Source organism: Anoxybacillus sp. FSL W8-0382 (genome assembly GCF_038003845.1).
GTDB classification, from domain to species: Bacteria; Bacillota; Bacilli; order Bacillales; family Anoxybacillaceae; genus Anoxybacillus; species Anoxybacillus flavithermus_G.
This window is the reverse complement of sequence record NZ_JBBOPX010000001.1, coordinates 394,997-410,716: the sequence shown is the minus strand read 5'-3', so window position 1 is coordinate 410,716 and position 15,720 is coordinate 394,997. Positions and strand designations below refer to the sequence as shown.

14 protein-coding genes and 1 pseudogene are annotated in these 15,720 nt (G+C 38.9%); 8 read left to right on the top strand and 7 right to left on the bottom strand.

Annotation, left to right across the window (positions count from 1 at the left end; all coding sequences use genetic code 11):
* Positions 1-10: 10 nt before the first annotated feature.
* Entirely contained in the window at positions 11-1,177 is a 1,167-nt protein-coding gene (locus tag NSS60_RS02185) for an iron-containing alcohol dehydrogenase (RefSeq protein ID WP_064214222.1), read from the bottom strand.
* Between the two features lie 314 nt (positions 1,178-1,491).
* Here NSS60_RS02185 and NSS60_RS02180 point away from each other — a divergent pair, with 314 nt between their 5' ends.
* The 5 genes from NSS60_RS02180 (at position 1,492) to NSS60_RS02160 (ending at position 5,535) form a co-directional block, all read left to right on the top strand.
* Positions 1,492-1,857, top strand: coding sequence for a winged helix-turn-helix transcriptional regulator (locus NSS60_RS02180; protein WP_064214221.1), 366 nt, complete (start codon positions 1,492-1,494; stop codon positions 1,855-1,857).
* A gap of 707 nt (positions 1,858-2,564) precedes the next feature.
* The gene (locus NSS60_RS02175; RefSeq protein WP_064214397.1) at positions 2,565-3,422 is read left to right on the top strand and encodes a carbon-nitrogen hydrolase family protein; all 858 of its coding nucleotides are present in this window, start codon (positions 2,565-2,567) and stop codon (positions 3,420-3,422) included.
* Positions 3,423-3,462: 40 nt separating this feature from the next.
* Positions 3,463-4,149 carry a GNAT family N-acetyltransferase gene (locus NSS60_RS02170; protein ID WP_021095846.1) on the top strand — a complete coding sequence of 229 codons (687 nt, stop codon included), beginning with the start codon at positions 3,463-3,465 and terminating at the stop codon, positions 4,147-4,149.
* Positions 4,150-4,154: 5 nt separating this feature from the next.
* Positions 4,155-4,826 (top strand): hypothetical protein, encoded by a 672-nt coding sequence (locus tag NSS60_RS02165; protein ID WP_064214395.1) that lies wholly within the window; start codon positions 4,155-4,157, stop codon positions 4,824-4,826.
* Positions 4,827-4,983: 157 nt separating this feature from the next.
* The gene (locus NSS60_RS02160) at positions 4,984-5,535 is read left to right on the top strand and encodes a DJ-1/PfpI family protein (RefSeq protein WP_020961363.1); all 552 of its coding nucleotides are present in this window, start codon (positions 4,984-4,986) and stop codon (positions 5,533-5,535) included.
* Between the two features lie 679 nt (positions 5,536-6,214).
* Here NSS60_RS02160 and NSS60_RS02155 read toward each other — a convergent pair.
* The 6 genes and pseudogenes from NSS60_RS02155 to NSS60_RS02130 form a co-directional block, all read right to left on the bottom strand.
* Complete coding sequence (locus NSS60_RS02155; RefSeq protein WP_033016621.1) at positions 6,215-7,294, bottom strand: copper resistance D family protein; 1,080 nt, start codon at positions 7,292-7,294, stop codon at positions 6,215-6,217.
* A 3-nt stretch (positions 7,295-7,297) separates the two neighbouring features.
* On the bottom strand, positions 7,298-7,861 hold the full coding sequence (locus NSS60_RS02150; RefSeq protein WP_081253598.1) for a copper resistance CopC family protein: 564 nt from the start codon (positions 7,859-7,861) through the stop codon (positions 7,298-7,300).
* Between the two features lie 10 nt (positions 7,862-7,871).
* On the bottom strand, positions 7,872-8,489 hold the full coding sequence (locus tag NSS60_RS02145) for a class I SAM-dependent methyltransferase (RefSeq protein ID WP_064214394.1): 618 nt from the start codon (positions 8,487-8,489) through the stop codon (positions 7,872-7,874).
* A 112-nt stretch (positions 8,490-8,601) separates the two neighbouring features.
* A complete protein-coding gene (locus NSS60_RS02140; protein ID WP_340720614.1) occupies positions 8,602-9,789 on the bottom strand; it encodes an IS701 family transposase in 1,188 nt (395 codons plus the stop codon).
* A 403-nt stretch (positions 9,790-10,192) separates the two neighbouring features.
* Positions 10,193-10,683, bottom strand: a pseudogene (locus tag NSS60_RS02135) (PCYCGC motif-containing (lipo)protein).
* A gap of 331 nt (positions 10,684-11,014) precedes the next feature.
* On the bottom strand, positions 11,015-12,139 hold the full coding sequence (locus tag NSS60_RS02130) for an IS4 family transposase (RefSeq protein ID WP_064214406.1): 1,125 nt from the start codon (positions 12,137-12,139) through the stop codon (positions 11,015-11,017).
* 504 nt (positions 12,140-12,643) lie between these two features.
* Between NSS60_RS02130 and NSS60_RS02125 the strand changes: the two genes are divergently transcribed.
* The 3 genes from NSS60_RS02125 to NSS60_RS02115 all read left to right on the top strand — a co-directional run bounded on the left by NSS60_RS02125 (position 12,644) and on the right by NSS60_RS02115 (position 15,716).
* Positions 12,644-13,183 carry a ZIP family metal transporter gene (locus tag NSS60_RS02125; protein WP_196762586.1) on the top strand — a complete coding sequence of 180 codons (540 nt, stop codon included), beginning with the start codon at positions 12,644-12,646 and terminating at the stop codon, positions 13,181-13,183.
* A gap of 91 nt (positions 13,184-13,274) precedes the next feature.
* The gene (locus NSS60_RS02120; protein WP_033015899.1) at positions 13,275-13,598 is read left to right on the top strand and encodes an ArsR/SmtB family transcription factor; all 324 of its coding nucleotides are present in this window, start codon (positions 13,275-13,277) and stop codon (positions 13,596-13,598) included.
* Between the two features lie 18 nt (positions 13,599-13,616).
* Positions 13,617-15,716: a heavy metal translocating P-type ATPase gene (locus tag NSS60_RS02115; RefSeq protein WP_064214496.1), complete on the top strand. Its 2,100-nt coding sequence runs from the start codon at positions 13,617-13,619 to the stop codon at positions 15,714-15,716.
* Positions 15,717-15,720 lie beyond the last annotated feature (4 nt).

The window sequence follows — 15,720 nt, the reverse complement described above, 5'->3', positions numbered from 1 at the left end:
GTAGTGCCGATTAGAAGTTAACATCCAAACCATAAAACGCTGCGATGTATAATTTTTTCATTTCTTCTACCGATGTTTCACGCGGATTCGTGCTTGTGCATGGATCTTGCACGGCATTGGCTGCCATTTCATCCACGTGTGCATGGAACATCTCCTCGGATACCCCATATTCTTGAAGCGTATTTGGAATGTTCATCTCGCGATTCAAGTCACGAATCCAAGCAATGAGTGAATCCACCAATTCTTTATTGTTTTCACCCTTCAGACCAAGTCGTTTGGCAATGGCAGCATAACGGTCCTCGACTACTGTGCGGTTAAATTGAATCACATATGGTAAATAAATCGCATTGGCACATCCGTGTGGCATGTTAAACGTTGGACCGCTTTTATGCGAAAGACTGTGCACGTTTCCTAGTACGGCATTAGCAAATGCCATTCCGGCCATCGCCTGAGCATAATGGACTTGCTCACGAGCTTTTCGATCTCCTTGGTAAGAAGCAAGAAGATTTTCTTTAAGTACTTCAGCTGCTTCAATCGCCAGCGAATCCGTGAAAATGGTACGAGGCTTGGCTACATATGCTTCAATGCTGTGTGTAATCGCGTCCATTCCACTGTAAGCTATCACATGCTTCGGCATGGATTGAACCATAACCGGATCGATAATGGCCATATCTGGCGTCAATTCGAAATCAGCCAGTGGATATTTGACACCTGTTTCCGCATCGGTAATCACAGATAAGTTGGAGATTTCAGATGCACTTCCACTTGTAGTTGGAATTCCCACGAATTTTGCTTTTGTGCGTAAGCGCGGCAGACTAAATGGACGAGTAGCGTCTTCGAATGTTAATTCTGGATGCTCATAGAACAACCACATCGCTTTCGCCGCATCCATGACAGAGCCGCCGCCAATTCCAATTACCCAGTCAGGCTGAAAATCATTAAGAACACGTACGCCTTTTTTGACTATTTGGGTCGTCGGTTCCGTCGTAATCCCCTCGATTACGGTTGTTTCTATATTGGCTTCTGAAAGAAGTTGTTGAATTTTATCAAGATTCCCATTTTTCTTGACGGAGCTACCACCAATGACGAGAACAGCTTTTGATCCTTCCAACGTTTTCAAAACATCGAGAGCATTCTCTCCGAAATAAATATCGCGCGGAATAGTAAAACGATTCATGTTGTCCCCTCCTATGCTTACGTTTTGTTTTACAAAAGCTAGTATAATCCGTATAATCCTATTTTAGAAGTACGCACTTTATTATCATGTAGTGATAAAAATATAATATAGTATAAAAAAGTATACTTATGGTTATAATTCAGTACGGATATATGCTCAATGAAATGACTTCACGAAAAGTCCTTTATCTGTAAGAAGAAATAAATCCTAGATGTTATAGGTGTAAATGAAATGTTTTGTAAATACATGCATTGTTATCATATAGTGTTAAAAAGTATACTATTGGTTTATAATAGAGAATGGAGGTGGAATAAATGGGACATGTTTGTGGCAAAATGTATAACTGTGAAAAAGAATTGACACTTGCCATTATTGGCGGTAAATGGAAAATGCTTATTTTATGGCATCTAGGAAAAGGTGGGACGAAGCGGTTTGGCGAGCTGAAGGCTCTCATGCCGGGGATCACCCAACGAATGCTTGTTAACCAGCTGCGAGAACTGGAAGCAGACCTTATTGTTGAACGCAAAGTCTATCCAGTAGTTCCTCCAAAAGTAGAATATTCACTGACTGAACATGGAAAAAGTCTAATGCCAATTCTCGATGCTATGTATGAGTGGGGTAAAAATTATATGGAGACGGTCGTGAAGGGCCAAGTAAAAATCAATGAGTCCACCAAATAAAAAACGCTCTCTCCTTTGCTCGAAAACGGCCTTCTCATCTTCCTTTATTTCAATATCGTTATGTTTGCAGAAAGAATGTGTGTTTATTGGAGCGCTAAATCTTATAGAGGCATACAGTCATCAAAAAACGGGCAGAATCTTTATAAATGGTCTGCTGCCCGTTTTTTACGTATATACATTGATGACTCTCCTCGCTTAATTCTTTATATTCCCTTTTAGTATACTTTTTTACACTATGTTACATGAAAGTGTGTACTTGTTAAAGCGAATGATGTGCTTAATAATATCAATATCATGGATATTAATAACGTCAACTACCCCCACTTAGCTAACGCTTGAAGCGGGGGCTTGCAACTCCCCAGAAGTGCGAACGGACTTCGTCCTCCTTCCTTGACTTGGGGTTGCATCAGGGGCAGGTTGACGACTACCCAACGACATAGGTCATGCCTATATCGCTACCGAGTGGCTCGGCATGTCTGTAGGCAGTACTTGACTTCCACGCACAACAGACGGATGTACGCTCGATGTTTTACGGTTGCAACGTTTCCTGCAACCAACTCCCTACATCGAGTAACGGGGATTGGAGTGCCTTGATTCAACGGTTTTCTCCACATTCTTATTCTATCATATACAAAAGAAAGGAGGAAGGGCGATTCCTCCCCGACTTTCGCTCTCGCTTAGAAGTCGGGGTCTCCTCGCCAAAGATGATGAAACTCAGAGTTTCAGCCGTTCAATATCATCTCCATACGATAAATTCTTTTGAAGAATTTGCTAATCAAGTGGAGCATTATATTAAGACAGCTCAAGAATTTGATGCAGATTTTGTTTTATTCCCAGAATTTTTTACTACTCAGCTCATGTCCATTGGCAATGAACAAGGACGGCCTTTGACGATTCAAGAGCTTCCTGATTTTACTGAACAATATCGATCTTTATTTATAGATTTAGCCAAGAAAACAAAGATGCATATTATTGGAGGAACACATGTCATCCGTAAAGGTGACCGATTATACAATGTGGCTCATTTGTTCTATCCAGATGGAAGAGTTGCCGAACAGGCAAAGCTCCATATTACTCCGACGGAAGTAAAGGAATGGAACATGTCGCCTGGTGATGGTCTACAAGTGTTTGAGACTGAAAAAGGAACGATTGCCATGTTGACGTGCTATGACATTGAGTTTCCAGAAATTGTTCGCATGGCTAAAGCGAAAGGCGCGGATGTTATTTTCTGTCCTTCTTGCACGGATGATCGTCACGGATTCCATCGTGTTCGTTACACAAGCCATGCAAGAGCCATCGAAAATCAAGTCTATGTTGTCACGACGGGTACAGTAGGTTCCCTTCCGACGATTGACTTTATGCGGGCGAATTTTGGGCAAGCAGCGGTGATTACACCGAACGATATTCCATTTCCTCCGCGCGGCATCTTAGTCGAAGGAGAAATCAATCATGATATGGTTGTAACCGCTGATCTCGATTTAGACCTGTTATATCAAGTTCGCGAAAGCGGTTCCGTCACTACATGGCGCGATCGTCGCACCGATCTCTATCCGGACTGGAAATAAGGTATAAGGTAAGACTAGCGCTCTTAAAGGGGGGAGAAAAATGTATCGAAAAGAATTTTACGTCTTTGACCAAGATCGTCCTGTTCCTGCGGTCATTCGAAATTATGAAGAAAAGGACTTTCCCGGCTTAATCCGCATCCAGCAAGAAAGTTTCCCACCGCCATTCCCATCTGAATTATGGTGGAACACGGAACAGCTGAAAAACCATGTTACTCTCTTTCCAGAAGGAGCCTTATGTGTAGAGGTCGATGGCGAAATTGCTGGATCGATGACAGGATTGATTGTTGACTTTGATCCGAATCATCCGGAACATACATGGGAGGAAATTACTGATAATGGATATATTCGAAACCATAATCCAAATGGAAATACGCTCTATGTAGTCGATATTGGCGTGCGCCCTGCTTATCGCAAATTAGGATTAGGAAAATGGCTAATGTTATCCATGTATGAAGTCGTCGTTCAATTGGGATTAGAACGTCTGTTAGGCGGAGGAAGAATGCCCGGCTATCATAAAAAAGCTCATGAGATGACGGCAGAACAATACCTCGAAGCAGTCGTCAAAGGAGAATTAAAGGACCCTGTTATCACTTTCCTGCTTCGCTGCGGCCGTACCCCTGTTCAAGTGGTGGCTAACTATTTAGAGGATGAAGAGTCTTGTAACTACGCGGCGTTGATGGAATGGAAAAATCCTTTTTATACAACAAAATCTGAACAAGGAGAATGATGAACATGGAATATCGGAGAATTACGAGTATTGAAGACCCTTTGTTTAAAAAAATGCACGAATTGATGCAAGAGGTATTTCCTCCTGAAGAAGTATTAGCATTCGATCTTTGGAAAGAGCCTCTTGAAGATCCGGGAATTCGTGTGTGTGTTGCTGTTCATGAAGGGAATGTCGTAGGTGCGACAGAGTACCGCTATTATGAAGATTTAAATGTCGCAATGACAGACTTCACGATCATTGGCCAACCAGGACTTGGCATCGGCCGATTTTTAGCGCAAAAGAGGCTAGAAGATTTGAACGCTTGGGCCGCAGCAAACGGAAAGCAGTTATTTGGCATGTTTGCGGAAATTTATGATCCTTATCGGGTGGAACATTATGAATTTGGCGGAATTAAGCCGATGGATCCGTATGTCCGCCGTGAAGTATTGTCTCATCTTGGTTATAAGCGTCTTGATTTCCCTTACGTTCATCCGTCTTGGAACAACGATGGAGAGGCTGTAACTGGGCTCGACCTTTGTTTCCTTCCGATGGATGATAACGTAAATGAACTTCCAGCGGAGCTTGTTGTGAAGTTTTTGAAACGATATTATTCTGTCTTATCAAACAAGCCAAAGGCTTGGTATGAAATGATTGAAAATCTTGAAACAAAAAATACGGTACCTCTTTTAAGCATTTAATGTACTGACGTCGTATTCATTTAATTTCAAAAGTCCAAATTCAAAAAACTAAAAAATCCTTTATCAATTCAAATAGTGACAGTACACTTTGTTTATAAAAAGTACCGTGTTAAAATTCCTTCTATAAATAATCATAGTAATGAAGGAGGTTGTTCATATGAGCAAAAAAGTATTAATTGTTACAGGAGATGCGGTGGAAGCGTTAGAGATTTATTATCCGTATTACCGTTTGTTAGAGGAAGGTTTTGATGTTACAATCGCTGCTCCGAAGAAAAAGAAACTGCATACAGTTGTCCACGATTTCGCTGATTGGGATACTTTTGTAGAAAAGCCAGGCTATCTCATTGATGCACATGCATCGTTTGCAGAAATCGATCCAACACAGTACGATGCGCTCATTATTCCGGGAGGACGTGCGCCAGAATACATCCGCCTCGATGAAAACTTGCCAAAAATTGTACGCCATTTCTTTGAAGCGAACAAACCAGTTGCGGCGATTTGCCATGCTTCACTTGTATTAGAAACCCTTCCTGATATTATGAAAGGGCGCAGCATGACCGCATACATTGCCTGCAAGCCAGGTGTAGAAGCAATTGGTGCCAACTATGTATCTGAGCCAACTCATGTTGATAACAATTTCGTATCCGCTCATGCATGGCCAGATTTACCAGCATTCATGCGCGAATTTATTAAGTTATTAAACAAATAAAATCGTTTGTTAAGGCGTTCTCCTATGGGGACGCCTTTTTGGTTTAAACAACATGTTGCATTGATTGTTGATGATCTAGACACAAAATATTTATGAGCAGTTTTTACTTCTCAATCTAACACGAAGGCGCATTTTCATGAAAAGGTAAGACGTCTCATACTTCGCACGACTCTAATGAAAAGACCGCAAAACGCTTCCTTTAAGAAACGCTTTGCGGCCTTTTAGCGAACAGTGCCAGGCACTGTTCGCCAAATAAAAAATCCTTTGTTTTGACCTTGTTAGGGTGCGAAATATGAGTTCTAAGCGTTCTTGGATATATTTCTAAGGAAAAAATGAATTGTATATGTTTGGATTAGTCTCAATAAAAGCAGCAAAATGTTTGGGATGCAACATAATCAAGATTATAGGAAGTCCTAAATTTTCAGTAACATACACTGCACCTTAGCAAACCTTAAAAGCTATGCTTTTTAGGGTTGGTTAGCCGACTTGGCTTCCCCAAGCCGTCCGAAGAGCGCAGACCCTTTACGCGCCTAACAAGCAAAAATTATAATGGGGAGAGGCAAAGGAAGGAGCGTACTTGGGAAGGAGGTAAAAAAATAAAACGCATTTTTGGCCTGTTGCATTTTTTAAAATGCAACGGCCTAAAAATGCGCCAAGACAAACTCTTTATGTTAACCAATTATTTTATACTCACCATTAGACCAAAATAAGTACAAACTATAAATAACAATCCACAAACTACTGCAAAATATGGCTTCATCTTTTTGTAAAAGCTCAAAAAGATCATAATTAAAAATATAAAACTAAAGAGTATTAAGAAAAATCCTTCAACAGAAAACATTGGTTTTAGATTAACGGGAGTTATAATCGTTTTGCCGATTAAGTATTCAAGCCACTTAGATGCTCCCTCAGATTTAACTGTAAAATCTATATCGTGTGGGGGAGATAAGGTGCCAAGTATACTTGTGAAAAAGAATATGACAGTAATAATGATGGTTTCAGCTTTCAACCAAGCTCGAATATTAAGATTAGGCTGCGCTGACAATCTCCTTAAAAGAATTCCATTGATTAGTGCAAATGCAAGTAAAGGTATGATACTGATATGCTTTAATAATAACATTTGACCATAAGGCAGAACCCATGAATTGATATAATCACTTATATCTACTACAAAGAGCATCACAGAAAAGCCACTTGTTAATATGATTACCATACAACCAATAGCAAATGGTGTAAACCATTTTAAAAAGGTCATCCAGTTATGAAGGTTTTTTGAAAACCATGCAACATGAATGAGAATTCCAGTCCATAATGCTACTGCTAAAAAGTGAATACTGTGAGAAAGCAGCCCAGTCCAAAATGATAATGATGCAACATGGCTAGCGTAACCAACTGCTAAAATCATCAATAATAACCAAAAGGCTTGTAAATATTTCGAACCTTCCACATACACGGTCATCCACAAGAAGGTTGCCACCCAACCAATGAAAATCCACGCTTTTCCAACTTGAAAGTCAGTTAAGATTGACCATGATTTCTGATTAAAATAGTCACTACCATCAGAAAAATAAAAAATGACTTGTAAAACTGGACCAAAGGATGAGACGATGATGCCTAATATAGATAAAAGGAGCATTGGTTTTGGAATAATGATTTTTGGTTTTTTTTCATCAGGTACAAAAGATAATGCAACATGACCAGCAAGTAAAGAATAGAAAATATAGTTAAAAAATTCGCTAAGTGAAACAATGAATGGCAATGCTTATCCCTTCTTTTTCAAGATTGATATCAAACCAACGATAAGAATAATACCTAAGCTAACTGTTAAAATTCTGATCAATGTGCTGGAAGATGTATTTTTTGCTTGACTATCTTCTTCTGTTTTCTGACTTTTTTCTAGTTTCGTATCTTTTTCAATGCTGTCTTGTTTCGTTGTAGAGGTCGTTGACTGGGTTGGCGTTTTTGTCTTATTTTGTGCTACTTTTACATTAAACGGAATTTCGCCAGTGATTGGATGACCGTCTTCTCCAACAATTTTCCATACAATCGTATATGAACCGTTCTCAAGTGGGGTTGAAATAGTACCGATAAGTTGATTGTCTTTCACCGTGATATTGTTCAATGGAATTTCATTTCCATTGTTGAGAAGATGCATTGTGCTTAGTTTCTCTATTTTTGTCTCAAATGTAAGAGTAATTGTTTCTAGTGGTTGAGTTACTGTTTCTTTTGCTTTAGGATTAGAAGACGATAAGTAACTATGAGCATGTCCGATGGATGGAATACATAAAAAGGTAAGAAACATCATTAGAATCATTTTTTTTATCATTTTTAATCACCTAGTTCTTTTTTAATATGATTTTTCGGTACATACCTTTCATCATAACATCTTTATCTTCAACTAAGTAACATTCATGTTTGACCTTTTTGTAAACCTTTTCAAATGAAATACCTATATCAGTACCCAACAGCTTGATGATGGGACGAATTACTTTTTTTCCGAATGACAGTTCTCTATGTTTAGGTGCAAATTTATCAAATATAATAATACGTCCACCTTTCTTCGTTACACGCACGATTTCTGACATCACTTTTTCGGGGGAAGGGACTACGCTTATGACTAAACTTGCTACTACTACATCAAATGAATTGTTTGGAAATGTTAGAGATTGAGCATCCATTTGAATGAATTTTATATTTTCATTCTGATACTTATTTTTTGCTTTTTCCAGCATTTCTTTAGAATAATCAATAGCAACTACATTTATTTTTTCTAATGGACAAAAGGCCAAATCAGCACCCGTTCCTACTCCAACAAATAGAACATTCTCGCCATCTCCAAAAGGAAATTCATGAAATATCTGTTTTCGCGCTGAATAAAACACACCTCTATTAAAAAATAAATCATAAAAAGGAGCCCAACATTTATAAATAATCCGATTCCATTTGTTATTCATTTTCTTTTTCTCCTTTTTACATGGCATTTGAGCATTGATTAAGTCAATTACTGTAGATGAGTATTTTTCATTACAGTAATTTCCATTCCCTAAGAGACAAACAGGGGACCCCTTAGGCGACATGGAGCTGTTTTTTGATCACATCAATGGGAATATCTTGCTTTGCGGCGTCATAGATGAACTCGACAACGCTGTGCCCTTTCCGAGACCGAAGAAGCTCCAGGCCGGAAGAGATGTCTTGTTGAAATTCCGCGATGCTGTATACGCAGGCTAACAGCACCACGACCCAATACCGTTTCACCGCCCGAACGTGGCGAACACGGTACCCATCGAGCTTCAGCTGGTCTTTTGCCTGCCGGAAAAAGCATTCGGTCGTCCAGCGCTGGGCATAGTAACGCAAGATGTCTTCGTCACTCAGCTCCCGGTCGGTGCTCAATATGACATGGAGATGATCCGGCGTCATCGGTTGATCCGCCTTCCAGGCCAGCAGCACCACCGCGTCATCAAGACCGTTGAGCGCGCCTTCGTAGCGGTAGACACGATAGCGCTCGTTCCCCACCGTGACGAGGCGGGTGTCATTTGGCTCGATATAGCGGGCAAACTCCTTCGCTTGGATGGCGATACCTTTCGGGTAGAGAATCCGGTTCGTCTTGAGCATGGCGATGACATGAAATCCTTGTTTCAGACAGGCTTCGATGAGCGCTTGGGACAGATACCATGAATCCACGAGCACATACACCGGCTGAGCCCGCTTCCCCTTGAGCGAGGAAAGCATCTCGATCGCCAGGTCGATTTTGCTTCTTCCCGATGTCTTGTCATACAGACGAAAGGCGAACGGAAACGCTTGCGTGAAGGTGTGCACCATCAGCCAAACAAGCGAATGCCCCCAGACCAATTGATGATCGCTGTGAGAGAAATGCCAATCACACCCTTGAATGGCGTGTGTTGCCCGTGACGAGGGCTTCGTTTTTTGGTAAATCGTATCATCGATCGAAACAAAAATGGGTTGATTCTCTCGTTTCGAGCTGCGTTCGACACGATGAAGCACCCACTGCTGGAGTTTGCGAAGCAGCGTCTCTTCCTCCCATGGGCTTTTCGTGAAAAAATGGCTCAGTGTCGTGCGATGGTTCGGATGAAAACTCCCGTGATGTAGATCGGTCAGTGTTCCCGAAAAGCCCTTTGTAATCATCGCATCCACGATATGAACGAGATGCTTCATCACAGGTTTCGAGAAATAAAGGGCCAACCCTAACATCGTGAAAAACTTGTGAATTCCTTGATGATGTGCTAATCTATTCATGAGACATGAACCTCCTTGTGAATGGTTTGTTGGCACATCTATTCTAACCAAGGAATCGGGTTCATGTCTTCTTTTTTGTTTGGTTGTAAATTTATGTTAGTAAATTTGCTCATCTACAGATATTTATAAAGAGTTCTTGGTATGTTGCAAGAGGCATTATTCAAAAGGAGTGAATCAGATCGTCTATGCCCTCATTTTATTTTTGCGGATGTTGAAGCGTATGCTTTCCATTAAATTTTTCTTGCGTCTAATGTCAAAAAAATAAAATTAACTCCTTTTGCTTATTATCGATTCATGCTTGCTGTTTTTTATAAAAAAGATTAGGAGTACTCTTACAAGTTTGAAGAGTACTCCATCTAAGAGTCAGTACAGGGACTTTTAAAACTTCAACGTTATTAAGATATTACAGGTTTGGCGTTGGAGTCGGTTCGGCATACCCATTTTTATATGCTTCATCAATTTTTTTCGAATCTCTTTTATTGATTTTCCTGCTTTATAATCTTGAATGGAAGTGGCCGCAATTTCTAGGCAAACTCCACATTTTGTAGCATGATCGTCCCACACAATTGCTCCGTCTTTAAGATTTTTATATACAAAGCAGTCATAATTATTTTTATGCCCAGAAGATTCACCGCAGCCACAATAACACGGAATATTTTCAAGCAATTCTCTATTTTTCGCTGCGCTAGCGTATAAGTTTTTCATTTCTTTCGGTTTATCATCCAAGAAATTTGGTAGAACCTCGACACTTTTTGTTTCTTCTACAATATCTCTGCTTTCTGTTTGTTGATGTTCTTTTTTGTTGTTTCCTGATTCTTGTAGCGAATTAGAGCAACCAACAATTAAGAACGCACTTAATAATGTAATAGGGAAAAATTTTTTGTAATTTACCATTTTATATCCTCCTGACACTAGATTAATAAATGAACATATATTCATAAAAGATACGTATCTATTATACACGTTTTCTTAACACATAGAAAAGCTTTTCAGTTTGAAAACAACACAATACATAGTGGTTAAACGGAATATGAGATACTAGGGAGGCGGAAGAAGTAAAAATTTTGATGTAAAAAATAACACTACCGTCGCATAAATGATGTCTGAATTTTCAGTTTTATTTTTTCTGGACTTTAGAGAAAAAACGAAAACACCTAAGCGAGGGTAGTATACATCCATTTTTTTACTATAACCTATGACTTGTGCAACAACGACTGGCAAACCTTTATGGGACGCTGTTTCCTTCGATTTTTCGTAACCAAATGTGAGCGGATTTCCACAAAGAAGCCTTCAAATAGCGACTAATTTGTAAGTAACTGCGTTCGCTATTCGTGTTCAACTGAGCTAAAACATTCAGACAGTACACTATCATGGCTACGTACACTTGATTATGTACAGCTTGTTCACTGTGACCAAAAAACTTTTTAATGTTCAGATGTTGTTTCATCCATTTGAAAAAAAGTTCGATTGCCCAACGTGATTGGTAGATTTCTGCAATTTCATCTGCGTCAATGTCAAACCGATTTGTCAGTAAATGAAGCTCATTTCCTTTTGTATCTTGCAATTTGAGTAAGCGAAACACGTTTTCAGAACGATTTTGTGGTGTTCCAATGACAACCATTTCATCAGAGAATACGGGTGAATCTTCTGGTAACGAAAAGGATTCTAACACTCGGACAACAGCGTTTTTACGCAAACGGGTCACAAAGAAATAGCCATCTTCCGTCATTTGATCAAAGCGCCTATAATCCAAGTAACCACGATCAAACACGTACATGCATTCTTTGTCATCCACGAATACTTCTAGTTGACCACGATCATGTTCGTTGGCATTCGTGAGTACGGCTTTATCTGGATAGGAGAGTCCTTTTTCCATAAAAACAAGTCGTAAGTGAAGCTTTACTCCTGATTTTGTCTTTCGAAACTCTGCCCACTTATGATTGGTCAAATTAAGCGGTAATGTACTCGAATCAATGATTTTCAAAGGCGTTGTCACTTTTCTTCTTGTTTGGAAATTGGTTTTCCGATGAATTTGTGCCACTAAATCGAGAAAAATCGTTTGAAAGAACTCAGTTGGGATGGTATTGATTCGTCTCCCTAACTGTGAAAAACTAATCGATTCCAATCCCGTTGCTCGTTGTAATTCTTCTAAAAAGACAGCGTCACTCAACGCCCGTAAACTCTCGGTTTCATGGAGTTGGGCATACAAAAGCAGTTTCATAAATGAAGCCATATAAAGTTTCTTGGTATAGTGATTTAATTGATGTGTTTTCACTAGGTCGTCAAATAATGGACGATTAATCGGTGAAAACCATTGTTCAAATGATGTTTTTCGTGTAAACTTATCCATGGTTTTGTCCTTTGTATTGGATTTGGATGGTTTACTACCACCCAACCATTATAAAGGATTTTTTTGTGTTTGGATTATATTTCAGAAAATTCTGTTTATTTAAAGGTGTTAAATTATTTTAATGCGACACTAGTGAAAAAATAACGATCTAATTTTTCCGTTATAACCTCGAATATAACCTCGAATCATTTTATTGCGGAAAGACAGAAAGAAAAGTGTGTTTTTATGTTGATAAGACATGTTTTGTTTCATTCATGCATAGGATAGATAAAAATGAATTATGGACAAAATGGATGGTGACATCATGGGAGAAAGAGAAATATTAATGGTTCCCATCATTACTATTTTTATGTTTTTAGGAATTACCTTGGGGGGATTTTCAGCTTTTTATTCCGTTTTATTTTAGGAATGAAAATAGAGCGGACTTTCGTTTTCTGCGGCGGTCTGTTGCTCGGATTGATTCTATTCGAATTGCTTCCAGAAAGTTTTACTCAGAATAGCTGGATGGGAATTGTCTTAGGGATATTAGCAGGTATTTTATCGATGAGTATAGCTGAGAAATTATTACATAAAAATTTAAATGTGGCCAATGGAAGCCTAGAGTATATACGTTCTTTTGTACTTTTGCTTGTTGCAATTGGCATTCATAACTTGCCAACTGGTTTGGCGTTAGGGACCACAATGAAAACCGATGCATTTTCTCTTTCTCCACTGTTAGCCGCATTGATTCTACATCATATTCCTGAAGGAATGGCTTTAATGGGGGCAATGGCATTTGTAGAATCCCCATCCGTACTGTTTGTAATTAGTGCTGTTTTTTTGGCTGTTGTTCTTGGCGCAAGCATTTTTATCGGATTTCTAATTGGAGACAATTCTTACAAACTCAATACTCTCTTGTTCGGAGGAGCAATTGGCACTTTATCATTCGTAACGTTCCATGAAATCTTATGGAAAGCCAAAAGAAAAATGAGATTTCATGAGTTTGGGTTGTATGTATTACTTGGTTTATTGTTTGTTTATATGTTTTTATTACTTATTCATTAAATATTGTTTGACAGTGTATAGAGTATTATGATACTTTTTTTGTAGCATATATAAAAATGTGTTCATATATTCAATATAGGAGGAATATTTTATGGAAGAATCTAAACACACACAATCTGTTGATAAGGATTTAGACGAGGAAACCTTATTTATTGTTTCACAAACGTTTAAAGCATTAAGTGACCCGACGAGAATTAGAATCTTATATTTACTATCACAAAAGGAGTATTCAGTGAACGAAATTGCTGAAAAATTGTCGTTAGGACAATCAGCTGTGTCACATCAATTGCGCTTTCTAAAAAATTTGCGCCTTGTTAAATACCGACGCGCAGGAACGACGCTGTATTATTCTCATGACGATAAACATGTCATGAACATCCTGAAACAAACAATTGATCACGCGAGACATCATTAAAAAGGCAGGGATTTTATCATGGAGGAATATCGAATAAAAGGTTTGTCATGTGCTCATTGCGCCGCCGAAATCGAGAAGAAAATTCGGAGTTTAGAACACGGGGAATCAGCAACACTAAATTATAATACAGGAAAACTAAAAATTGATGAAAAAGTTGATTTAAAACAAGTCGAAAAAATTTTATCAGAAGACGGAGCATTTATTGAAAAAACTCAAGCTCATCATCACGAACATGAGCATTCACATCATCAAGGAGTCAATTTAAAGTTTTTACTTATTGTTTCGACTGCTTTATATTTCATAGCGTTTTTCCTTGAGAAGCAGACAAACAGTTTTCTGGTGATCGGTTTGTACTTAATTGCCATGGTTATTAGTGGATATCAGACGTTTTTGAAAGGTTTAAAAAACTTAATTAAACTGAAATTCAACATTGATACGTTGATGACCGTGGCATTAATTGGGGCCATCTCCATAGGAGAGTGGAAAGAAGCAACGGTTGTTGCCATTCTTTTTGGATTAAATGAATATCTTGAAGGCATTGGAATGGAAAAGGCCAGAAAGTCGATGGAAAAGTTGTTGGAAGTGGCTCCAAAGCAAGCGACAGTATTGAAGGATGGCATAGAGAAAGTGGTTCCTATTGAGTCCCTTCAAGTAGGAGATATTGTTTTAGTAAAACCCGGAGAAAAAATTCCTTCGGATGGAGTAGTTGTGGAAGGTAAAAGCTCCGTGAATGAGGCCGCTATTACGGGGGAGTCATTACCTGTTGAAAAGGAAAATGGAGAAACAGTATTTGGCGGAAGTATTAATAACGAAGGGATTTTGAAAATTGAGATTACAAAATCATATGAGGATTCATCATTAGCCAAAATTTTACACTTAGTCGAGGAAGCACAGGAAACAAAAACGCCAACTGAATTGTTTATCAATCGTTTTGCCAAATATTATACTCCTCTAATCATGATTGTTGCCGTTTTAGTTATGGTGATACCTCCACTATTTTTTGGTGCCGAGTGGAACAAATGGTTTTATCAAGGTTTAGCCGTTTTAATTGTCGGGTGTCCGTGTGCGCTAATTTTATCTTCACCGATTGCAATTGTTTCTGGGATTACAAGAAATGCTCGTAACGGGATTCTTGTGAAAGGGGGAGTGTTTCTTGAGCAGTTAGGAAAAATTAATACGATTGCCTTCGATAAAACGGGAACTCTTACAAAAGGAGAGCCACATGTTGAAAAAGTAACGGTTTATATAGATGATCAAGATGAGTTTTATCGGATTATCGGTTCAATTGAGAAAAATTCATCCCACCCGTTGGCCAAGGCAATTATGAAAAAAGTGGTTGAGACAGAAGTTGCTTTACATGATCCGGAGGAAATCGAAACGGTTTCTGGACAAGGAATCATCGCGCTTATTCAAGGCAAACGGTATTGGGTGGGGAACGAGAAAAGTATTTCGCATTTACAAATAACGGAGAAAGTAAAAGCCGATATTGAGAAAATGAAAGAAGAAGGCTTGACGTTAGTGTTGCTTGCTGATGAACGTCAAGTGATGGGGCTAGTCGGAATTTCTGATGAAATTAGAGAAGAAAGTAAAAGTGTAATCAAGGCGCTCCATCAAGCGGGTATTCAACATACAGTGATGTTGACGGGTGACCATCAAAAAACAGCAGAGAAAGTGGCACGAAAAGTGGGAGTAACAGAGTATTACGCCAATCTGTTACCAGAAGATAAAGTGGAAAAGGTAAAAGAATTAGCGTTAAAAGGCAAAGTGGCGATGATTGGTGACGGTATCAATGATGCACCTGCTTTAGCAACAGCTGATTTGGGTATTGCAATGGGAAAAGGTACTGACAGCGCAATTGAAACGGCAGACATCGTTTTAATGCAAGACCATCTTGGAAAACTACCGAGCGCTATAAGAACTGCTAAAAAAGTAAATCGTATTATCAAACTAAATATTTCCCTTGCATTAGGTCTTAAATTATTAGCTCTATTACTGACTATTCCGGGCTTGCTTACACTCTGGATTGCTATTTTATCGGATATGGGTGCCACTATTTTAGTTACTTTAATTAGCTTAACGATTTTGTGGGAGAATAAAGAACATAATGTAATAAATTAGATAA